The organism is Pseudomonas sp. SDO5532_S415 (assembly GCF_054071155.1).
In genome coordinates, this window is sequence record NZ_JBSVWS010000116.1 from 1 (window position 1) to 19,752 (window position 19,752).

Annotated in this window: 20 protein-coding genes; 14 read left to right on the plus strand and 6 right to left on the minus strand. The window is 59.8% G+C overall.

Going from position 1 to position 19,752, the window contains the following annotated elements:
• Positions 1–65: 65 nt before the first annotated feature.
• Positions 66–818, minus strand: a complete 753-nt coding sequence (locus tag ACW9HW_RS21360) for a DUF2059 domain-containing protein (RefSeq protein WP_095196311.1) — start codon at positions 816–818, stop codon at positions 66–68.
• Between the two features lie 108 nt (positions 819–926).
• On the opposite strand from ACW9HW_RS21360, the gene ACW9HW_RS21365 reads away from it, so the two are divergent.
• Both ACW9HW_RS21365 and ACW9HW_RS21370 read left to right on the plus strand, forming a co-directional pair.
• Positions 927–1,559: a 2OG-Fe(II) oxygenase gene (locus ACW9HW_RS21365; RefSeq protein ID WP_457401675.1), complete on the plus strand. Its 633-nt coding sequence runs from the start codon at positions 927–929 to the stop codon at positions 1,557–1,559.
• A gap of 2 nt (positions 1,560–1,561) precedes the next feature.
• Positions 1,562–2,044 carry a DUF523 domain-containing protein gene (locus ACW9HW_RS21370; protein WP_457401676.1) on the plus strand — a complete coding sequence of 161 codons (483 nt, stop codon included), beginning with the start codon at positions 1,562–1,564 and terminating at the stop codon, positions 2,042–2,044.
• Positions 2,045–2,166: 122 nt separating this feature from the next.
• Here the strand turns inward: ACW9HW_RS21370 and ACW9HW_RS21375 are convergent, their stop codons facing one another.
• Positions 2,167–2,754 (minus strand): transporter substrate-binding domain-containing protein, encoded by a 588-nt coding sequence (locus tag ACW9HW_RS21375; protein WP_457401677.1) that lies wholly within the window; start codon positions 2,752–2,754, stop codon positions 2,167–2,169.
• A 135-nt stretch (positions 2,755–2,889) separates the two neighbouring features.
• Here ACW9HW_RS21375 and ACW9HW_RS21380 point away from each other — a divergent pair, with 135 nt between their 5' ends.
• On the plus strand, positions 2,890–3,315 hold the full coding sequence (locus ACW9HW_RS21380) for a DUF4399 domain-containing protein (protein ID WP_095196315.1): 426 nt from the start codon (positions 2,890–2,892) through the stop codon (positions 3,313–3,315).
• 64 nt (positions 3,316–3,379) lie between these two features.
• On the opposite strand, the gene serA is transcribed toward ACW9HW_RS21380, so the two are convergent.
• Positions 3,380–4,609: a phosphoglycerate dehydrogenase gene (serA, locus tag ACW9HW_RS21385; RefSeq protein WP_095196316.1), complete on the minus strand. Its 1,230-nt coding sequence runs from the start codon at positions 4,607–4,609 to the stop codon at positions 3,380–3,382.
• Positions 4,610–4,813: 204 nt separating this feature from the next.
• On the opposite strand from serA, the gene ACW9HW_RS21390 reads away from it, so the two are divergent.
• The 4 genes from ACW9HW_RS21390 (at position 4,814) to ACW9HW_RS21405 (ending at position 9,149) form a co-directional block, all read left to right on the plus strand.
• Positions 4,814–6,208, plus strand: a complete 1,395-nt coding sequence (locus ACW9HW_RS21390) for an FAD-binding oxidoreductase (protein ID WP_095196317.1) — start codon at positions 4,814–4,816, stop codon at positions 6,206–6,208.
• A 37-nt stretch (positions 6,209–6,245) separates the two neighbouring features.
• Positions 6,246–6,911 (plus strand): fumarylacetoacetate hydrolase family protein, encoded by a 666-nt coding sequence (locus tag ACW9HW_RS21395; protein ID WP_095196318.1) that lies wholly within the window; start codon positions 6,246–6,248, stop codon positions 6,909–6,911.
• 268 nt (positions 6,912–7,179) lie between these two features.
• Positions 7,180–8,106, plus strand: a complete 927-nt coding sequence (locus ACW9HW_RS21400) for an SdiA-regulated domain-containing protein (RefSeq protein ID WP_457401678.1) — start codon at positions 7,180–7,182, stop codon at positions 8,104–8,106.
• 116 nt (positions 8,107–8,222) lie between these two features.
• Positions 8,223–9,149 (plus strand): SdiA-regulated domain-containing protein, encoded by a 927-nt coding sequence (locus ACW9HW_RS21405; protein WP_095196320.1) that lies wholly within the window; start codon positions 8,223–8,225, stop codon positions 9,147–9,149.
• 128 nt (positions 9,150–9,277) lie between these two features.
• Here the strand turns inward: ACW9HW_RS21405 and rpiA are convergent, their stop codons facing one another.
• On the minus strand, positions 9,278–9,952 hold the full coding sequence (rpiA, locus tag ACW9HW_RS21410) for a ribose-5-phosphate isomerase RpiA (RefSeq protein ID WP_095196321.1): 675 nt from the start codon (positions 9,950–9,952) through the stop codon (positions 9,278–9,280).
• Positions 9,953–10,279: 327 nt separating this feature from the next.
• Here rpiA and ilvA point away from each other — a divergent pair, with 327 nt between their 5' ends.
• Together ilvA and ACW9HW_RS21420 are read left to right on the plus strand one after the other, a co-directional pair.
• Complete coding sequence (gene ilvA, locus ACW9HW_RS21415) at positions 10,280–11,794, plus strand: threonine ammonia-lyase, biosynthetic (protein ID WP_457401679.1); 1,515 nt, start codon at positions 10,280–10,282, stop codon at positions 11,792–11,794.
• 39 nt (positions 11,795–11,833) lie between these two features.
• Complete coding sequence (locus ACW9HW_RS21420) at positions 11,834–12,259, plus strand: DUF2269 domain-containing protein (RefSeq protein ID WP_457401680.1); 426 nt, start codon at positions 11,834–11,836, stop codon at positions 12,257–12,259.
• Between the two features lie 121 nt (positions 12,260–12,380).
• Here ACW9HW_RS21420 and ACW9HW_RS21425 read toward each other — a convergent pair whose 3' ends face one another.
• Entirely contained in the window at positions 12,381–13,037 is a 657-nt protein-coding gene (locus tag ACW9HW_RS21425; protein ID WP_457401681.1) for a histidinol-phosphatase, read from the minus strand.
• 143 nt (positions 13,038–13,180) lie between these two features.
• On the opposite strand from ACW9HW_RS21425, the gene ACW9HW_RS21430 reads away from it, so the two are divergent.
• Positions 13,181–13,660, plus strand: coding sequence for an RNA pyrophosphohydrolase (locus tag ACW9HW_RS21430; RefSeq protein WP_008064982.1), 480 nt, complete (start codon positions 13,181–13,183; stop codon positions 13,658–13,660).
• 22 nt (positions 13,661–13,682) lie between these two features.
• Positions 13,683–15,962: a phosphoenolpyruvate--protein phosphotransferase gene (ptsP, locus tag ACW9HW_RS21435; protein WP_095196325.1), complete on the plus strand. Its 2,280-nt coding sequence runs from the start codon at positions 13,683–13,685 to the stop codon at positions 15,960–15,962.
• A 131-nt stretch (positions 15,963–16,093) separates the two neighbouring features.
• On the opposite strand, the gene ACW9HW_RS21440 is transcribed toward ptsP, so the two are convergent.
• Positions 16,094–16,840, minus strand: coding sequence for an NRDE family protein (locus ACW9HW_RS21440; protein ID WP_457401682.1), 747 nt, complete (start codon positions 16,838–16,840; stop codon positions 16,094–16,096).
• A 123-nt stretch (positions 16,841–16,963) separates the two neighbouring features.
• On the opposite strand from ACW9HW_RS21440, the gene ACW9HW_RS21445 reads away from it, so the two are divergent.
• The 3 genes from ACW9HW_RS21445 to ACW9HW_RS21455 all read left to right on the plus strand — a co-directional run bounded on the left by ACW9HW_RS21445 (position 16,964) and on the right by ACW9HW_RS21455 (position 19,675).
• On the plus strand, positions 16,964–17,746 hold the full coding sequence (locus ACW9HW_RS21445) for a sulfite exporter TauE/SafE family protein (protein WP_095196327.1): 783 nt from the start codon (positions 16,964–16,966) through the stop codon (positions 17,744–17,746).
• Between the two features lie 96 nt (positions 17,747–17,842).
• Positions 17,843–18,655, plus strand: coding sequence for a prolipoprotein diacylglyceryl transferase (lgt, locus tag ACW9HW_RS21450; protein ID WP_095196328.1), 813 nt, complete (start codon positions 17,843–17,845; stop codon positions 18,653–18,655).
• 48 nt (positions 18,656–18,703) lie between these two features.
• Positions 18,704–19,675, plus strand: a complete 972-nt coding sequence (locus tag ACW9HW_RS21455; protein ID WP_095196329.1) for a thymidylate synthase — start codon at positions 18,704–18,706, stop codon at positions 19,673–19,675.
• The last annotated feature ends 77 nt before the right edge of the window (positions 19,676–19,752 follow it).

The following is a 19,752-nucleotide window of genomic DNA, read 5'->3' on the forward strand; positions in this document are numbered from 1 at the left end:
CACAGGAGTATGCGGTCAACTGTGGGAGCGAGCCTGCTCGCGAAAGCGATTTATCAGACGACACATTACTGGGTGAGGCTCGAAGTACTCTGCCCCACCGCCAACCCCGCCCGAATCGCCGCCAGCGCCGCCTGGTAATACGCCTTGCCCTCGGCCGACTCGGCAAAGGTGGCGAATTCTTCCAGCTCTTCATCCGACAGGTCGCGATAGACGTACAGCAAGGTGTTGTTCAGGTCGCTGCCGATCTGGTCCATCAAGCGCTGACGCTGCCCGTTCAGCATGCCCTGGGCCTGGCCCGCACCGAGCAGGCCGGGGATCATCGAACTCAGGCTGTCGGCGGCGACGCCGGCAATCGCCAGGCTGACTTCGGCGCCGGCCTCGCGCGCAGGCAGCGCCTGGGCCAGGTGGCCGATGATCAGCAGGCGGCTGTCGCTGGCTTGCATCTTCGGCAAACCCTTGGCGTTTTTCGCCAGTTGATCGCGACGGGTCGCGAGCAATTCGGCGGCGACGATTTTCTTGCCCAGCGGGGATTGAAAGAACGCCAGGGCAGGTTTTGGATCAGCGAGATTCTTGCGCAATTGTGCTTCGGCGCGTTGGTCTACAGCCTTAGGGTCAAAACGCTGGTTGCTGTTGTTGACCAGGGCCTGGAACACCGCCGGTGGCAGGCTGCTTTCGTAGCGTTTTTGCGCGGCCGAAAGAGCGTCGTTGAAATGCGCGCGTTGTTCCGGCCAGCCGGCGACCTTGTACAACTGGTCGTGGCCGTCTGCCCAGGCGGGCAAAACGCAGAACATCAGCAGGGAGAAAAGCAAACGGCGCATAGGGACTCCTGTCAGCAGGCGACTATTCTCCGTGTGGCATACGGTCTTGTCGAGAATTCGTATCAGCCCGCTGCGTGGCTCTGTCGGATTTCCAGGCGCAGGAATACTATGCGCGCCATGCGAATATCTTCTGATCACCCACTGCTGTTACGAATCGTCGATGACCTGGCTGCCAACGGCTGGTCGCAGCAAAATATTTTCCTGCCTCTGGATTTGACCCGGGCACTGGCGGCTGAGTGCCGTAAACGTGCTGCCGAGGGCGAACTGGCTCCGGCAGCGGTAGGGCGCGGGCCTTCCTCGGAGATTCGCGAGGGGATTCGCGGCGATCATATCCAGTGGATCGAACCCGGCCAGGCCGAGGCGTGCGACAGCTATCTGCGATTGATGGACAGTCTGCGCGAGGCGATGAACCGGGGTCTGTTTCTGGGCCTGGAGGATTTCGAAAGCCATTTCGCGCTGTACCCGCCCGGTGCGTTCTACCTCAAGCATGTCGACCGATTCCGCGACGACGATCGGCGCATGGTGTCAGCGGTGGTCTACCTCAATGACGCATGGCTGCCCGAGCACGGTGGTCAGTTGCGCATGTACCTGGATGAAGACGCGCAATACGATGTGGTACCGACCGGTGGATGCCTGGTGGTGTTCCTGTCGGGCGAGGTCCCCCATGAAGTCCTGCCCGCGACCCGTGAGCGGCTGTCATTGACAGGCTGGTTCCGGCGTCGGGGCAATGAGCCGTTCTGATCATGCAGAAAATTCTGGTAAGCCGCTGCCTGCTGGGCCACCGCGTACGCTACGACGGCGGCGCCAGCGGGCCATTCGACCAGCTTCAGCTGTGGCTTGACGAGGGTCGGGTCGTGCCGCTGTGCCCGGAAGTCGCCGGTGGTTTGCCGACGCCCCGGGCGGCTGCGGAAATTCCGGGCGGGCAGGGCGCGCAAGTGCTGGAGGGTAAGGCGTCGGTCATGACGGCCGAGGGCGAGGATGTCAGTGCGCAGTTTCTGTCCGGGGCTTATCAAGCGCTGGAACTGGTGCAACAGCACGGCATCCGCATTGCCATACTCAAGGCCAACAGCCCGTCGTGCGGCAACCTGCTGACCTATGACGGTACGTTCAGCGGGGGGAAGGTCAGTGGCGAAGGGGTGACGGCGGCGTTGCTCAAGCGCAATGGTGTGCAAGTCTTCAGCGAGCTGGAACTGGCAGCAGCGGCTCAGGCCTTGGCAGCGGACTGACAATCACTACTGAACCCTGTGGGAGCGGGCTTGCCCGCGAAGAGGTCAGTACATTCAACATCACTGTCGCCTGACACACCATTTTCGCGGGCAAGCCCGCTCCCACAGGGTTACCTGCAATTTCAAGGCTTGGGCATCACACCCGAATCCGCTCCAAACCACTTCTTCTCCAGCGCCTCAAGCCGCCCATCCGCCTTGATCCGCTGCAACGCGTTTTCCAGGCTGACATGAAACGCCGGGTTACCCTTCTGAAACGGAATCGCCAGGTTCACCGTCGTGGCGGCTTTCGGCTTTTCTTCCGTCAGCGACTGCACCAGCAGAATTGAACGCGGCTCTTCGTCTTTCTGCGCGATCAATTGCGCATCGGTACGAATGTAAGGTTCGCTGAAGTCGAAACGATCCTGAAGCGCCGGGGTCTCTGCAATGTGATTGATGGCGATGTCGTATTTGCCGCTTTCGACACCGGTCAGCAGATCGGTGGCGTCAGTGATGACAAAGTCGGCGCGCACATCCAGTTCGTTGGCCAGCATCTGACCCAATTCGACTTCGAAGCCTGCAAGATTGCCGTCTTCCTTGAAATTGAACGGTGGGGTATTAGCCTCAAGGGCAATGCGCAATTCGCCGCGGTCGTTTACGTCGTCAATCAGTTCGGCATGGGCCAAAGGGCTCAGAAGGGGTAGCAGGCAGATCAGGCCAGGCAGAAAGCGCATGGTCACTCCTTGAATTCATTATTTGCGATGCTCTGGTTCAGGCTCGCTTTGCTATGGTTGTCGAGTGCCTTCGACAACGATTGACCATGAAGTTGTGATGGTCACGCGAATTTTACGGAAAAACTGGAGAAGAGAATGAAAACCTTTATGTCACGTGCTGCTTTGGCTGGCTTGCTGATGGGTGTTTCGGTATTGGCCAGTGCGGCTACGCCAGCACCCAAGGGTGCTGAAGTGTCCATCGTTTCTCCCAAGGACGGCGGCACGGTTCCGCAGACCTTCGTGGTCAAATTCGCTGTCGAGAATATTGCGCTGGCACCCGCGGGGGATGTCACAAAGAATACCGGGCATCATCATTTGCTGATCGACGTTGACGAGTTGCCTGCCGCCGGGCAGACGATCCCGACCGATGCCAATCACGTGCACTTCGGCAAGGCACAAACCCAGGCTGAAGTCACACTGACACCGGGCAAGCACACGCTACAGCTGATACTGGGTGACAAAAATCATACCGTGTTCGATCCACCGATTGTTTCCGAGAAAATCACGGTCAACGTGAAATAAAAAAGGGAGCCCCGAGGGGCTCCCTTTTTACTTGCCGCTTGCCGCTTGCCGCCTGTAGCTGTTCTTAGAACAGTACGCGACTACGGATGGTGCCGTTGACGTGTTGCAGCTTCTGTTGCGCCAGGTCCGAGTATTCGGCGTCTACGTCGATCACTACGTAGCCGACTTTCTCGTTGGTCTGCAGGAACTGACCGGAGATGTTGATGCCGTTTTCGGCGAAGACCTTGTTGATCTCGCTCATCACACCCGGGATGTTCTCGTGGATGTGCAGCAGACGGTGCTTGCCAGGGTGAGCCGGCAGGGCCACTTCCGGGAAGTTGACGGACGATACCGACGTACCGTTGTCGCTGTACTTGACCAGTTTCTCGGCCACTTCCAGACCGATGTTGGCTTGCGCCTCGGCGGTGGAACCACCGATGTGCGGGGTCAGGATCACGTTGTCCAGGCCACGCAGCGGGCTTTCGAATTCTTCGTCGTTGGAGCGTGGCTCCACCGGGAATACGTCGATGGCCGCGCCGATCAGGTGTTTGTCCTTGATGGCAGCCGCCAGATGGTCCAGCTCGACCACGGTGCCGCGCGCGGCGTTGATCAGGATGCCGCCCTTCTTGATGGCGCGGATTTCCTTCTCGCCGATCATCCACTGGGTGGCAGCGGTTTCCGGAACGTGCAGGGTCACGATGTCGGACATGCCGAGCAGTTCGTGCAGGTTACCGACCTGGGTGGCGTTACCCAGTGGCAGCTTGGTCACGGTGTCGTAGAAGTAAACCTGCATGCCCAGGCCTTCAGCCAGGACCGACAATTGAGTGCCGATGGAGCCGTAACCGACGATGCCCAGCTTCTTACCGCGGATTTCGAAGGAATTGGCCGCGCTCTTGATCCAGCCGCCACGGTGGCAGGAAGCGTTCTTCTCAGGGATGCCGCGCAGCAACAGGATCGCCTCGGCCAGCACCAGCTCGGCAACGGAGCGGGTGTTGGAGTACGGGGCGTTGAACACGGCGATACCGCGCTCGCGTGCCGCGTCCAGGTCGACCTGGTTGGTGCCGATGCAGAAACAACCGACAGCCACCAGCTTCTTCGCGTGATCGAAGATCTCTTCGGTCAGTTGAGTGCGCGAACGAATGCCGATGAAGTGAGCATCAGCGATCTTTTCCTTGAGCTGGGCTTCCGGCAGAGAACCTGTGAGGTACTCGATGCTGGTGTAGCCCGCCGCCTTGAGGACGTCGACAGCCGATTGGTGGACGCCTTCGAGAAGAAGGAACTTGATCTTGCTCTTATCGAGAGAAGTCTTGCTCATCTGCGTAAACCTGTATCCCGGAGAAAAATGGCAGGAAATGGTCAACAGACGCTGACCCGAGCGGCGTGACAGCCGTCGCCGCAGAATAGCCGTTGGGCACTATGCTGCGGGGTCGGTATGCTAGCATATGCGCCCCGCTAAACACTCATTCCTGCGACGTGAAGCGTTCTCAGGATGACCATGAATTGTTCGAGAGTTCTGTCGATGACCAATCCTGCCCTGATTGATGAGCTGAAGACCTTGGTTGAGCCTGGCAAGGTGCTGACCGATGCCGACTCCCTGAATGCTTACGGTAAGGATTGGACCAAGCATTTCGCCCCGGCTCCGACCGCCATTGTGTTTCCGAAGACCACCGAACAGGTCCAGGCCATTGTCCTGTGGGCCAATAAACACAAGGTAGCGCTGGTACCGTCGGGCGGTCGTACCGGGCTATCGGCCGCCGCAGTGGCAGCCAATGGTGAAGTGGTCGTGTCCTTCGACTACATGAATCAGATCCTCGACGTGAACCTGACTGACCGCACTGCCGTTTGTCAGCCAGGCGTGGTCACCGAGCATTTGCAGAACGTGGCCGAGGAAAAGGGCCTGTACTACCCGGTGGACTTCGCTTCGGCAGGATCGAGCCAGATTGGTGGCAATATCGGCACCAATGCCGGCGGGATCAAGGTCATTCGCTACGGCATGACCCGCAACTGGGTTGCCGGCATGAAAGTGGTCACCGGCAAGGGCGACGTGCTGGAGCTGAACCGCGACCTGATCAAGAACGCCACCGGCTACGACATGCGTCAGCTGTTCATTGGCGCCGAAGGCACCCTCGGCTTTGTGGTTGAAGCAACCATGCGTCTGGATCGCGCCCCGAAAAACCTCACCGCGATGGTTCTGGGTACTGCCGATTTCGACTCGATCATGCCGGTGTTGCACGCGTTCCAGGGCAAGCTCGACCTGACCGCCTTCGAATTTTTCTCCGACAAAGCCTTGGCCAAGGTCATGGCGCGCGGCGACGTGCCGGCACCGTTCGAAACCGATTGCCCGTTCTACGCGCTCTTGGAATTCGAAGCGACCACCGAAGACGTGGCCAATCACGCCCTTGAAACTTTCGAACACTGTGTAGAGCAAGGCTGGGTGCTGGATGGCGTGATGAGCCAAAGTGAGACCCAGCTGCAGAACCTGTGGAAGCTGCGCGAATACATCTCCGAAACCATTTCCCACTGGACGCCGTACAAGAACGACATCTCTGTCACCGTGTCGAAAGTGCCGGCGTTCCTCAAGGAAATCGACGCGATCGTCGGCGAACACTACCCGGACTTCGAAATCGTCTGGTTCGGCCACATCGGCGACGGCAACCTGCACTTGAACATCCTCAAGCCGGATAACCTGAGCAAGGATGAGTTCTTCGCCAAGTGCGCCACCGTCAACAAGTGGGTGTTCGAAACCGTCGAGAAGTACAACGGTTCGATTTCCGCCGAACACGGCGTGGGCATGACCAAGCGTGATTACTTGACCTATAGCCGTTCCCCGGTTGAGATCGAGTATATGAAAGCGGTCAAAGCGGTGTTCGACCCCAACGGCATCATGAACCCGGGCAAGATTTTTGCTGTTTGACTTTCGAATTTAAGAGTGACGAACCAGGAGTCGGTCCATGAGCTATCAGCACCAGTATGTCGACGGCACGCGTATTCACTTCCCGCTGGGGAAAGTGGTGTGCATCGGCCGTAACTACGCCGAACACGCCAAGGAGCTGGACAATCCGGTGCCTACCGAGCCGTTGCTGTTCATCAAGCCGGGCAGTTGCGTCGTGCCGCTGGAGGGTGGTTTCAGCATTCCGACCGAGCGTGGTTCGGTGCATTACGAAGCGGAAATCGCGGTGCTGATCGGCAAGCCATTGTCGACCCGGCCGAGTCGTGAGGAAGTGCTCGACGCCATCTCCGGTTTCGCCCCGGCTTTGGATCTGACCCTGCGCGACAAGCAGGCCGAACTGAAATCCAAGGGCCTGCCCTGGGAAATCGCCAAGTCCTTCGACGGCGCGGCGGTGATTGCCCCATTCGTGTCCGGCAGCACATTCGCCGACCTGACCGACATCGGCATCCGCCTGACCATCAACGGCGAAGTTCGCCAGGATGGCAACAGCAGCGCCATGCTCAACCCGATCGTGCCAATGATCCAGCACATGGCCGGCTGCTTCTCGCTACAGGCCGGAGATGTGATCCTTACCGGTACGCCAGTTGGCGTCGGCCCGCTGAACGTTGGTGATGAAATTGTCCTGGAACTCCCAGGCGCCAGCAGTTTCACCAGCAGCGTCCGCTGACCGGAACACCGCATAACCCTGTGGGAGCGAGCCTGCTCGCGAAAGCGGTCTGTCATTCAACATCAATGTTGGATGTCCCGGCCTCTTCGTCGGAACGCCGCCCGGAGCCGGATCGCTCCCACATTGGTTTTTGTGATGGTCCCAAAGGGCTTTCCCGCCATTTCCCGTTTTTTTCACATCCCATCTGGATAATTCCCGGGCTTTCGGCGTCTGAGCCGATCCCAATTGTGCTATTACCCATAGCCTGAATTTCTGGATGCATTCGCCGATGGCCACCCAACCGCTACCTTCGCTTGAAACCGCTCGCCGCTCGCGCTTTGCGCTGCGTTGGTATGTCTGGCTTTTGCTGGTGGTTGCCGCTGCCTACGGACTCGCGTTTGCCATGCATTGGGACGACCGTGGCGCACTATGGCTGCAAGAGAGTTTTGAAAGTCCCTCTGAGCGCCAAGAGAGTGTCTGGCTGCCGGACTATCAGGTGGTGATCGATGCCAAACCGCTGCCGGGCATGGAAAAAGATGAAGCGTCTGACCTGGCCTACGATCCTCAGAGCAAAACCCTGTATTCGGTGATGGGCAACAAACCATTCCTGGTCGAGCTGACATTGCAGGGCGATGTGCTGCGCAAGATTCCTCTGGTGGGCTGGAGCAACCCTGAAGGAGTCACCGTGTTGGGTAACGGTCTGCTGGCGATTGTCGATGAGCGTGATCACTTGCTCACTGTCGTCAAGGTCGATGCCGATACCCGTGAACTGAACGTCGCCAATTTCCCGAAGTACGACCTGGGGACTTCGAAAAACCAGAACAAGGCGTTCGAAGCCATCGCCTGGGACTCGCGTAATCAACAGTTGTTGTTGGGCGAAGAGCGTCCACCGGCGCTGTTTACCTGGAAGAGTGACGGTCAGAAGCTGATGGGCGATAAACAGAAACTCGCCAGTAACGAGCTGGACTTGCGCAATCTGTCAGCCCTGGCGATCGACCCTCGAACCGGCCACACACTGGTCCTGTCCGCCGATTCCCATTTGCTGCTGGAGTTGGACGAGAAGGGCGAGCAAGTCAGTTTCATGACCCTGCTGCGAGGCTTCAATGGCCTGAAAAAGACCATTCCCCGTGCCGAAGGTGTGGCTCTGGACGAAGCCGGGACGCTCTACATCGTGAGCGAGCCAAACCTGTTTTATCGTTTCGAAAAACAGCGCTGAACCGATCTTGTAGGACTTTCGGCGCTCGATTGTAGGAGCGGGCAACTGGCCATTAAGCTTTAATTCAGCCAGCCGTGATATTTCATCCGCCTGTTTTGATTCCGAGCCTGCCCCCAATGCGCCGATTTGCCCGCCCCAAACCGCTGATTCTCATCGTCTCGATGATCGCGTTGATCGCATTGATTGTGTTGATCGCGTTCGGCCAACACCTGCGTCTGTTCGAGCGTGGCTGGTTCAACCTGCGCACGTTCTGGCAGCCGATGAGTACTCAATCCATTGGCCTGGACCAATATCGGGTGGTGCTGGAGGGGCAGGTCATTGAAGGGCTGGACGACGATGTTTCAGCGCTGACTTACGACCCGGTGCGCAAAAGCCTGTTTACCGTCACCAACAAGAACGCCGAGCTGATCGAGCTTTCCCTTGATGGCAAGATTGTGCGCCGCATCGCGCTGGTCGGTTTTGGCGATCCGGAAGCGGTGGAATTCATCAGTGCCGATACCTACGTGATTACGGATGAGCGCGAACAGCGGCTGATCAAAATTCATCTGGAGCCGGACACCACTTTTCTCGATTCCGCCGATGCCGAACAGATGACCCTCGGCGTGCACATGGCTGGCAACAAGGGTTTTGAAGGTCTGGCTTACGATTCGGCGGGCAAGCGCCTGTTTGTCGCCAAGGAGCGCGACCCGATGCTGATCTACGAAGTGCACGGCTTTCCGCATTTCAATCCAGAAAAATCCTACGCGGTACACGTCGTGAACAATCCCAAGCGGGATGCCGGGATGTTCGTGCGCGATCTGTCGAGCCTGCAATATGACGAACGAAGTGGCCACTTGATGGCGCTGTCCGATGAGTCGCGGCTGATTCTGGAACTGGATGTGGACGGGCGACCGCTGAGCACCATGTCGTTGATCAAGGGGCGTCAGGGGCTGCAAAAGACCGTGCCGCAAGCGGAAGGGATCGCCATGGATGACGACGGCACGATGTATCTGGTGAGTGAGCCGAATCTGTTCTACGTCTTCAAGAAACCGGCACAACCCTGACCAACACCCAAAAACAACTGTGGGAGCGAGCCTGCTCGCGAAAGCGGTCTGCCAGTCAACATCTCTATCGACTGACAGGACCCATTCGCGAGCAGGCTCGCTCCCACAGGTTTACCGGCGTGCCTGGCTTACTCGGCGCGCAGGGTTTTCACACCTTCACTGGTCCCCAGCAGCAGCAGATCCGCCGGACGCGCCGCGAACAGGCCATTGGTGACCACGCCCACGATCGCATTGATCTGCGTCTCCAGTTCTACTGGATTGGTGATCTGCAGGTTGAACACATCAAGGATGATGTTGCCGTTGTCGGTCAGCACGCCTTCACGGTAGACCGGGTCGCCGCCGAGCTTCACCAGTTGGCGGGCCACGTGACTGCGGGCCATCGGGATCACTTCCACCGGCAGCGGGAACGCGCCGAGTACCGGTACCAGTTTGCTGGCGTCGGCGATGCAGATGAAGGTCTTGGCCACGGCCGCGACAATCTTCTCGCGGGTCAGGGCCGCGCCACCGCCCTTGATCAGGTTCAGGTGCTCGTCGCTTTCATCGGCGCCATCGACATAGAACTCCAGGTCGCTGACCGTGTTGAGCTCGTACACCGGAATGCCATGGCCCTTGAGGCGGGCAGCGGTGGCCTCGGAACTGGCGACCGCGCCATCGAAGGCACCCTTGTGTTGCGCCAGGGCATCGATGAAACAGTTGGCGGTGGAGCCGGTGCCGACCCCGACGATGCTCTTGTCGTCGAGTTTCGGAAGGATGAAGTCGACGGCGGCCTGAGCCACTGCCTGTTTGAGTTGATCCTGGGTCATGCGGGCTCCGAGGTGCCGAAGAGGGGAACGAAAGGCCGGCATTATAGGCCTCGGGGCGGTGAAGGTCATTGCCCGATTGGCGGGCGGCTTTTATTGGCTTTTGTGGCGAGGGAGCTTGCTCCCGCTCGGCTGCGCAGCAGTCGTAAAAACTGTGTGCACGGTACATCCGAAAGAATGCAGGGGGGAGCGCTACGCACTCCAGCGGGAGCAAGCTCCCTCGCCACAGGAAAGTGTCAGGCTGTAAAACCACCTGTTTAGTGTGGTCGTGCGGACAAAAGCCGGGTTAGACTCCGTGGTCCTGCCCAACCCGCTCAGTGATGCTTTCCGATGCTTGAACAGTACGTCAAAAAGATCCTCACCTCGCGCGTTTATGACGTTGCCGTAGAAACCCCGTTGCAGACTGCCCGTCAGCTCTCCGAGCGGCTGGGCAACGAGATTTGGCTCAAGCGTGAAGACTTGCAGCCGGTGTTCTCGTTCAAGATTCGCGGCGCTTACAACAAGCTGACCCAATTGAGCGATGAAGAGCGCGCCCGTGGCGTGGTAACGGCTTCAGCCGGCAACCATGCGCAAGGCCTGGCCCTGGCGGCGAAGGTATTGGGCGTGAAGGCGACCATCGTCATGCCCAAGACCACCCCCGAGATCAAGGTCGAAGGCGTGCGTTCGCGTGGTGGCAAAGTGGTGCTGCACGGTGATTCGTTCCCCGAAGCCCTGGCCTACTCGCTGAAACTGGTCGACGAAAAAGGCTACGTCTACATTCACCCCTATGACGATCCCCATACCATTGCCGGGCAGGGCACGGTGGCCATGGAGATTTTGCGTCAGCATCCGGGACGCCTGGACGCGATTTTCGTCCCGGTGGGCGGCGGCGGCTTGATTGCCGGCATCGCGGCGTACGTTAAATACCTGCGTCCGGATATCAAGATCATCGGCGTCGAGCCGGACGACTCCAATTGCCTGCAGGCCGCCATGGCCGCGGGCGAGCGCGTGGTGCTGCCGACCGTGGGCATCTTTGCCGACGGCGTGGCGGTGGCCCAGATCGGCCAACACACGTTTGATATCTGCAAAGATCATGTCGATGAAGTCATCACTGTAAGCACCGACGAAATCTGCGCGGCGATCAAGGACATCTACGACGATACCCGCTCGATCACCGAACCTGCCGGCGCCCTGGGCGTGGCCGGGATCAAAAAGTATGTCGAACAGCACGGCATCACCGGGCACACGTTGGTGGCCATCGACTCCGGTGCCAACGTCAACTTCGATCGCCTGCGCCACGTGGCCGAGCGCGCCGAACTGGGCGAGGGCCGCGAAGCCATCATCGCCGTGACCATCCCCGAAAAACCGGGCAGCTTCAAGGCGTTCTGCGAAGCCATCGGCAAGCGCCAGATCACTGAATTCAACTACCGCTACAACACCGGCAGCGAAGCGCACATCTTCGTTGGCGTGCAGACGCACCCCGACACCGACCCCCGCAGTGCATTGATCACCAGCCTCGGTGATCAGGGCTTCCCGGTGGTCGACCTGACCGACAACGAACTGGCCAAGTTGCACATCCGTCACATGGTCGGCGGTCGCGCGGCGCATGTGGTGGATGAGGTGATTCTACGTTTCGAATTCCCGGAGCGTCCGGGAGCGCTGTTCAACTTCCTCAACAAGCTGGGTGGGCGCTGGAACATCTCGATGTTCCACTACCGCAATCATGGTGCGGCGGATGGCCGCGTGGTCGCGGGGCTGCAGGTGCCTCACGATGAACGCCACCTGGTGCCGGCGGCGCTGGAGGAAATCGGCTACCCGTACTGGGATGAAAGCGACAACCCGGCCTATCAACTGTTTCTTGGCTGAACGGCTACGCTGATGGGCATGGCTTAAGGAAATCGAATCATGGAAACGTTAACGGCCCTGAAAGCAGCGCACATGGTGGCCACGGTGGTGGTGCTGTTGTGTGCGCTGGGTCTGGGGATCTGGGTCTGGCGGACCCGGCGTAATGGCGATGCAACGGCGGCAAGCCGCACGCTGCAACGGCCGCGCGTGTTCATCTGGCTGTTGATGGGGCTCACGCTGCTGAGCATGCCGTTTACAGGCTGGTGGATGGTGCACCTGGTGGGCTGGCCGTTGGGGCAGACCTGGCTGCTGGCGTCGAGCGTGCTCTACACCGTGGCGGCGCTGGCGTGGTTCTGGTTGCTTGTGCGACTGAACAAAGTGCGCAAGACGCCGGGTGGTGTGGGCCGATTCAGCTTTGCATTAGCGCTGTTCGGTTTTGTCTGTTTTGTTGCCATTGCCGGGTTGATGGGCGCCAAGCCGGTTTGACGCTTGAGACCGCGTTGCCCGAATCGCTGGCAAGCCAGCTCCCACAGGTTTCTGTTGTGTGGCATAGATTGCAGTCACACCAGAGATCCCTGTGGGAGCGGGCTTGCCCGCGATAGCTATATCAGTCGCGCAACGAAATCACCGGCCAGCCGCGCTTCTCGGCTTCGGCGCGCAGATTCGGGTCCGGATCGACCGCAATCGGATTCGTCACCTGCTCCAGCAACGGCAGATCATTCATCGAATCGCTGTAGAAGTAGCTGTTCTCCAGGTTATGCCCGGTCTCTTCCAGCCAACGATTCAACCGCGTCACCTTGCCTTCACGGAAACACGGCACATCAGTGCTGCGCCCGGTATAGCGACCATCGAGCATTTCACATTCGGTGGCGATCAGGGTTTCGACACCCAGGCGCTGCGCAATGGGGCCTGTGACGAAGCGGTTGGTGGCGGTGATGATCACCAGTTTGTCGCCGGCATCGCGGTGTTTGGCTAACAGTTCGATGGCCTTGGGCAGCACGATCGGTTCGATGCAATCGCGCATGTAGTCGCGGTGCCATAGATCCAGCGTGGCCATTTCGGTGCGGCCGAGGACTTCCAGGCAGAAGTTCAGGTAGGCGTCGTTATCCAGCTTGCCCGCCAGGTAATCCTGATAGAACTCGTCGTTGCGTGTCTTGTAGGCAACGGCGTCGAGGAAGCCGCGCTCACAAAGGTAGTCGCCCCAGGCGTGGTCGCTGTCGCCGCCCAGAAGCGTGTTGTCCAAGTCGAATAAAGCCAGCCGCATTGCAGTTACTCGCTGAAAAGTCTGTAGAAAGGCGTCCAGAATACGGACTTTTCACAAGAGTGCACATAACGTAGTCCGGCGCGTTGCTGCCCTCACAACCTTTGTGGAACAATGCGGCGACATGCGTTTGCGAGGTTGTTGCCGTGATCGACCCCGATGGTTTCCGTCCTAATGTCGGGATCATTCTTACGAATGATGCCGGCCAGGTGCTATGGGCTCGCCGTATCAATCAAGATGCCTGGCAGTTTCCTCAAGGCGGGATCAACCCCCAGGAGACGCCGGAAGACGCCTTGTACCGCGAGTTGAACGAAGAAGTGGGCCTGGAGCGCGAAGATGTTGAAATACTCGCCTGCACCCGGGGCTGGTTGCGTTATCGTTTGCCGCAACGTCTGGTCAGGACCCACAGCCAACCGCTGTGCATCGGCCAGAAACAGAAATGGTTTCTCCTGCGCCTGGTCTCCAACGAGCAGCGGGTGCGGATGGATTTGACCGGTAAACCGGAATTCGATGGCTGGCGTTGGGTCAGCTATTGGTATCCGTTGGGCCAGGTGGTGACATTCAAGCGCGAGGTATATCGCCGCGCTCTCAAAGAGCTTGCCCCGCGCCTTTTAGCGCGCGACTGACGACGGAGTTCGACCCCGAGCCATGCTCAATACGCTGCGCAAGATCGTCCAGGAAGTTAACTCCGCCAAGGATCTCAAGGCGGCGTTGGGGATTATTGTGTTGCGCGTCAAAGAGGCCATGGGCAGCCAGGTCTGCTCGGTCTACCTGCTCGATCCCGAGACCAACCGTTTCGTGCTGATGGCCACCGAGGGCTTGAACAAGCGCTCGATCGGCAAGGTCAGCATGGCCCCCAATGAAGGTCTGGTCGGCCTGGTCGGCACGCGTGAAGAACCCCTGAACCTCGAAAACGCCGCGGATCACCCGCGCTACCGCTACTTTGCCGAAACCGGCGAGGAGCGCTACGCCTCGTTCCTAGGGGCGCCGATCATCCACCACCGTCGCGTCGTCGGCGTGTTGGTCATTCAGCAGAAAGAACGCCGCCAGTTCGATGAAGGTGAAGAAGCCTTCCTCGTGACCATGAGCGCGCAACTCGCCGGGGTTATCGCCCACGCCGAGGCCACCGGTTCGATCCGTGGCCTGGGCCGTCAGGGCAAAGGGATTCAGGAAGCCAAGTTCGTCGGCGTGCCGGGCTCACCAGGTGCGGCGGTCGGCACCGCGGTGGTCATGCTGCCACCGGCCGACCTGGATGTGGTTCCCGACAAGACCATCAGCGACATTGAAGCCGAACTCGGGTTGTTCAAGACCGCGATCGAAGGTGTGCGCGCTGACATGCGCACCCTGTCCGCCAAGCTCGCCACGCAGTTGCGCCCTGAAGAGCGCGCGCTGTTCGACGTCTACCTGATGATGCTCGCCGACGAGGCGTTGGGCAGCGAAGTGACCACCGTGATCAAGACCGGGCAGTGGGCCCAGGGCGCCTTGCGCCAGGTGGTCACCGATCACGTCAACCGTTTCGAGCTGATGGACGACGCTTACCTGCGTGAGCGTGCATCGGACGTCAAGGACCTGGGGCGTCGCCTGCTCGCGTACTTGCAGGAAGAGCGTCAGCAAACCCTGGTCTACCCCGACAACACCATTCTGGTCAGCGAAGAGCTGACGCCGGCGATGCTCGGCGAGGTCCCGGAGGGCAAGCTGGCCGGTCTGGTTTCAGTACTCGGCTCCGGCAACTCCCACGTGGCGATCCTGGCACGCGCCATGGGCATCCCGACGGTGATGGGCCTGGTCGACCTGCCGTACTCCAAGGTCGACGGCATCCAGATGATCGTCGACGGCTACCACGGCGAGGTCTATACCAACCCGAGCGACGTGCTGCGCAAGCAGTTCGCCGAAATCGTCGAGGAAGAAAAACAACTGGCCCTGGGGCTCGATGCGCTGCGCGATCTGCCCTGCATCACGGTCGATGGGCATCGCATGCCGTTGTGGGTCAACACCGGCCTGCTGGCGGACGTGGCGCGGGCACAGAAGCGCGGCGCCGAAGGTGTCGGCCTGTACCGTACCGAAGTGCCGTTCATGATCAACCAGCGTTTCCCGAGTGAAAAGGAACAGCTGGCGATCTACCGCGAGCAGCTCGCCGCGTTCCACCCGCAACCGGTGACCATGCGTACCCTGGACATCGGCGGCGACAAGTCGCTGTCGTACTTCCCGATCAAGGAAGACAACCCGTTCCTCGGCTGGCGCGGCATACGCGTGACCCTGGACCACCCGGAAATCTTCCTGGTGCAGACCCGTGCCATGCTCAAGGCCAGTGAAGGCCTGAACAACCTGCGGATTCTGCTGCCGATGATCTCCGGCACCCATGAACTGGAAGAGGCCTTGCACCTGATCCACCGGGCTTGGGGTGAAGTGCGCGACGAAGGCTGCGACGTGCCGATGCCGCCGGTTGGCGTGATGATCGAGATTCCGGCGGCGGTGTACCAGACCAAGGAACTGGCGCGGCAGGTGGACTTCCTGTCGGTCGGCTCCAACGACCTGACCCAGTATCTGCTGGCCGTGGACCGAAACAACCCGCGGGTGGCCGACCTCTACGACTACCTGCACCCGGCGGTGCTGCAAGCCCTGCAAACCGTGGTGCGTGACGCCCATGCCGAAGGCAAGCCGGTGAGTATCTGCGGCGAGATGGCCGGTGATCCGGCGGCGGCCGTGCTGTTGATGGCGATGGGTTTCGACAGTTTGTCGATGAACGCCACCAACTTGCCGAAAGTGAAGTGGATGTTGCGCCAGATCAACCTGAGCAAGGCCAGGGAATTACTGGCTGAGCTGATGACCATCGACAACCCGCAAGTGATCCACAGCTCGCTGCAACTGGCGCTGAAGAACCTCGGGTTGGCGCGGATGATCAATCCGGCGGCGATCAAGCCCCACTGAATCCGCGGCGCCCCCTTCGCGAGCAGGCTCGCTCCCACACTTGATCTTCAATGTTCACAAATCCTGTGTTCACCGAAGATCCCTGTGGGAGCGAGCCCGCTCGCGAAGAGGTCCGAGCTGACAGCAACGATCTAAAGCAGAATCTCCACTTCCCCAAGATGCCCGCCATACGGCCCGAAACTCCGTTCGACCATGTGCCGCGTGCCGTCCGCCCGCACAATCAACGCCGTACTCGCCCGAGTCCCATAACTCTGGCTGGCAATGAACACGCTCGACAGCAGCGTCTCGGTGGCTAGCCCAACGCCCGTATCCGGCAGATCGGCAAAGGGTGCTTGCTGGGCATCGCTGAGCAACGCCAGCAGTGCCTGAGGTTGCGGATCGTCCAGCACTTCGTTCAATGCAGCCTTGGCTTTGAGCAGTTTCGGCCAGGGCGTATCCAGCCCGGCGTTCGACAGCCCATAAACCCCGGGAGGCAGCATCACGGCTTCCGATTCCTGGGCATTGAAGTGCCAGAGCTCATGGGGATTGCCAACCAGCAGGTTAAAACCGCCGTATTCCGGTGAACGTGCGACAACGTCGGCTAAATAGTCATCGATCGGCATTTCGCCAGCGAGGAAGCGTGCCACCAGCTCACCTCGGGACTTGCGCCCTGGTGGTCTATGGGGATCGCGGATGTTGGTCAGTGCGGCAAACCGCCCTTTGGCGCTGACGCCGAGCCAGGTGCCCCCGGCCTCCAGGTCGCGGCCGGCGTGCACCTGTGGTGCTTCGGGCCATGGCGCCAGCGGCAGGCTGGGGCGGGCATAGAACTCGTCGCGGTTGGCCGCCACGATCAGCGGCTGGGCATGACCCGGTCGCCAGGCGAAAACAATCAGGCACATAAGGTGGTCCTTGTGTGTTTTTTTACCCACTCTACGCAGTCAGGGTGCGGGTATCCATCGCCATCCAGTGGAGCCCGAGGCCATGCATCCGTTACCATGCCGCTCCGGTTTTGGGGATGCACCATGGAATTTCTGCTCTATCTGGCGCTAGGCGCCTGCGCAGGCGTGCTGGCCGGGTTGTTCGGGGTCGGTGGCGGGATCATTATCGTCCCGGTGCTGGTGTTCAGTTTCAAGGCGCAAGGTTTCGATCCGTCGATCCTGACGCACCTCGCGGTCGGTACATCGCTGGCGACGATCATCTTTACTTCGGTCAACGCCGTGCGCGAGCACCATCGCCGTGGCGCCGTGCGTTGGCCGATCTTCGTGTGGATGACCGTCGGCATTCTGCTCGGTGCCGGATTCGGCGCCCTGACCGCCGAAGCGATCTCCGGACCCAACCTGCAAAAGATCATCGGTGTGTTCGCCCTGGTGATCGCCGCGCAGCTGGCGCTGGACCTCAAACCCAAGGCCAGTCGAACCGTGCCGGGTAAAGTCGGGCTGACCGTGGCCGGTAGCGTAATCGGTTGGGCCTCGGCGATTTTCGGGATTGGCGGTGGTTCGCTGACCGTGCCGTTCCTGACCTGGCGCAGCGTGCCGATGCAACAGGCGGTGGCGACCTCGTCGGCGTGCGGCCTGCCGATCGCGTTGGCAAGTGCATTAAGTTTCATGATTCTGGGCTGGCACGATCCCCTGTTGCCGGCCCATAGTCTCGGTTTTGTTTATTTGCCGGCAGTGCTGGGCATTGCCCTGACCAGCATGGTCTTTGCCCGCTTCGGTGCGCGACTGGCACACAATCTGTCGCCAAAGTTGCTGAAAAGACTGTTTGCCGCTTTGCTGTTCTGCGTTGGTCTGAACTTTCTAGTCTGAAGCATCTGTTCTGACGCGCAGCGCAATCCTGGCTTAATCCTGAGGTGACAGCGTCGCCCGGGAATTTGAAGATTTGAACGCTAATAAGGAGTCGCAATGCTGCCTTACCCGCAGATCGACCCGGTGGCCCTGGCCATTGGTCCGCTGAAAATTCACTGGTACGGGTTGATGTACCTGATCGGCATCGGCGGCGCCTGGTGGCTGGCGTCACGCCGGTTGAACCGCTTCGACCCGACCTGGACCAAGGAGAAACTCTCCGACATGGTGTTCTGGATGTCGATGGGGGTAATCGTCGGCGGGCGCCTGGGTTATGTGCTGTTCTACGATCTGCATGCCTACCTGGCCAACCCGACGCTGATATTTGAAGTGTGGAAGGGCGGCATGTCGTTCCACGGTGGCTTCATCGGCGTGATGCTGGCGGCGCTGTGGTTCGGCAAGAAGAACAACAAGTCGTTCTTCCAGCTGATGGACTTCGTTGCACCGATGGTGCCGATCGGCCTGGGTGCCGGGCGCATCGGCAACTTTATCAATGCAGAGCTGTGGGGCAAGGCGACCGATGTGCCATGGGCGATGATTTTCCCACCGTTCAGCGACCCGGCGCAGTTGCCGCGTCACCCGTCGCAGTTGTATCAGTTTGCACTGGAAGGCGTGGCGCTGTTCCTGATCCTGTGGTTGTTCTCGCGCAAACCGCGGCCAACCATGGCGGTGTCGGGCATGTTCGCGCTGTTCTATGGCATTTTCCGTTTCATCGTCGAATTCGTCCGCGTGCCGGACGCGCAACTGGGCTATCTGGCCTGGAACTGGCTGACCATGGGTCAGGTCTTGTGCGTGCCGATGATCGTCGGTGGTCTGTTCCTGATCTGGCTGGCGTATCACCGTGCTCCGGCCACTCCAGCGGCAGCCGTATAAATTCGAACCCCGCAGCGATGGCTGCGGGTTCAAGGACACAGGTAACTCATGAAGCAATATCTCGAACTGGTCGCCCACGTCATCAAGAACGGCACCAAACAGGCCAACCGCACCGGCGTGAATACCATCAGCTTTCCCGGCGCGATGCTGCGTTATGACCTGCAGGAAGGTTTCCCGGCGATCACCACGCGCAAGATGGCCTTCAAATCGGCCATCGGCGAGATGTGCGGTTTTCTGCGTGGCGTGAACAACGCCGCCGAGTTCCGTGCGCTGGGCTGCAAGGTCTGGGACCAGAACGCCAACGAAAACGCCCAGTGGCTGGCCAACCCGTTCCGTCAGGGCGAAGACGACCTCGGCGAAATCTACGGCGTGCAATGGCGCAAATGGCCGGCGTACAAGCAGATCCCGGTCAGCAACCCGGCCGCCATCGAGCAGACCCTGAAGCAAGGCTACCGTCAGATCGCCGAAGGTGAGGAAGACGGCCTGGCCTACGTGGTGCTGTACAAGGCCATCGATCAGGTTCGCCAGTGCGTCGACACCATCATCAAGGACCCGGGCAGCCGCCGCATCCTGTTCCACGGCTGGAACGTCGCCCAACTCGATGAAATGGCCCTGCCGCCGTGCCACTTGCTGTACCAGTTCCACCCGAATGTCGAGACCAAAGAGATCTCTTTGACGCTCTACATCCGCTCCAACGACTTGGGCCTGGGCACGCCGTTCAACCTCACTGAAGGCGCCGCGCTGTTGAGCCTGATCGGTCGCCTGACCGGTTACACGCCGCGCTGGTTCACCTATTTCATCGGCGACGCCCACGTCTACGAAAACCACCTGGACATGCTCAACGAACAGCTAAAGCGCGAGCCGTTCCCGATGCCGAAACTGAAGATCTCCGACCGCGTGCCGGAGTTTGCCAAGACGGGTGTTTATCAGCCTGAGTGGCTGGAATTGGTCGAGCCGGGCGATTTTTCGCTGGAAGGCTACGAGCACCATGCGCCGATGACGGCGCCAATGGCGGTATAAAGACAAATCGTAAAACCTGTGGGAGCGAGCCTGCTCGCGAAAGCGGTGGATCAGTCAACGTTAATGTTGAATGGCTG

Excerpts from the sequence above, each read along its gene's own strand:
- serA (WP_095196316.1), bottom strand. The coding sequence starts at position 4,609 with ATGAGCAAGACTTCTCTCGATAAGAGCAAGATCAAGTTCCTTCTTCTC.
- ACW9HW_RS21455 (WP_095196329.1), top strand. The coding sequence starts at position 18,704 with ATGAAGCAATATCTCGAACTGGTCGCCCACGTCATCAAGAACGGCACC.
- ACW9HW_RS21405 (WP_095196320.1), top strand. The coding sequence starts at position 8,223 with ATGCGCCGATTTGCCCGCCCCAAACCGCTGATTCTCATCGTCTCGATG.
- ACW9HW_RS21400 (WP_457401678.1), top strand. The coding sequence starts at position 7,180 with ATGGCCACCCAACCGCTACCTTCGCTTGAAACCGCTCGCCGCTCGCGC.
- ACW9HW_RS21360 (WP_095196311.1), bottom strand. The coding sequence starts at position 818 with ATGCGCCGTTTGCTTTTCTCCCTGCTGATGTTCTGCGTTTTGCCCGCC.
- ACW9HW_RS21395 (WP_095196318.1), top strand. The coding sequence starts at position 6,246 with ATGAGCTATCAGCACCAGTATGTCGACGGCACGCGTATTCACTTCCCG.
- ACW9HW_RS21420 (WP_457401680.1), top strand. The coding sequence starts at position 11,834 with ATGGAAACGTTAACGGCCCTGAAAGCAGCGCACATGGTGGCCACGGTG.
- rpiA (WP_095196321.1), bottom strand. The coding sequence starts at position 9,952 with ATGACCCAGGATCAACTCAAACAGGCAGTGGCTCAGGCCGCCGTCGAC.
- ptsP (WP_095196325.1), top strand. The coding sequence starts at position 13,683 with ATGCTCAATACGCTGCGCAAGATCGTCCAGGAAGTTAACTCCGCCAAG.
- ACW9HW_RS21445 (WP_095196327.1), top strand. The coding sequence starts at position 16,964 with ATGGAATTTCTGCTCTATCTGGCGCTAGGCGCCTGCGCAGGCGTGCTG.
- ACW9HW_RS21370 (WP_457401676.1), top strand. The coding sequence starts at position 1,562 with ATGCAGAAAATTCTGGTAAGCCGCTGCCTGCTGGGCCACCGCGTACGC.
- ACW9HW_RS21380 (WP_095196315.1), top strand. The coding sequence starts at position 2,890 with ATGAAAACCTTTATGTCACGTGCTGCTTTGGCTGGCTTGCTGATGGGT.
- ACW9HW_RS21425 (WP_457401681.1), bottom strand. The coding sequence starts at position 13,037 with ATGCGGCTGGCTTTATTCGACTTGGACAACACGCTTCTGGGCGGCGAC.
- ACW9HW_RS21440 (WP_457401682.1), bottom strand. The coding sequence starts at position 16,840 with ATGTGCCTGATTGTTTTCGCCTGGCGACCGGGTCATGCCCAGCCGCTG.
- ACW9HW_RS21390 (WP_095196317.1), top strand. The coding sequence starts at position 4,814 with ATGACCAATCCTGCCCTGATTGATGAGCTGAAGACCTTGGTTGAGCCT.
- ACW9HW_RS21375 (WP_457401677.1), bottom strand. The coding sequence starts at position 2,754 with ATGCGCTTTCTGCCTGGCCTGATCTGCCTGCTACCCCTTCTGAGCCCT.
- ACW9HW_RS21365 (WP_457401675.1), top strand. The coding sequence starts at position 927 with ATGCGCGCCATGCGAATATCTTCTGATCACCCACTGCTGTTACGAATC.
- lgt (WP_095196328.1), top strand. The coding sequence starts at position 17,843 with ATGCTGCCTTACCCGCAGATCGACCCGGTGGCCCTGGCCATTGGTCCG.
- ilvA (WP_457401679.1), top strand. The coding sequence starts at position 10,280 with ATGCTTGAACAGTACGTCAAAAAGATCCTCACCTCGCGCGTTTATGAC.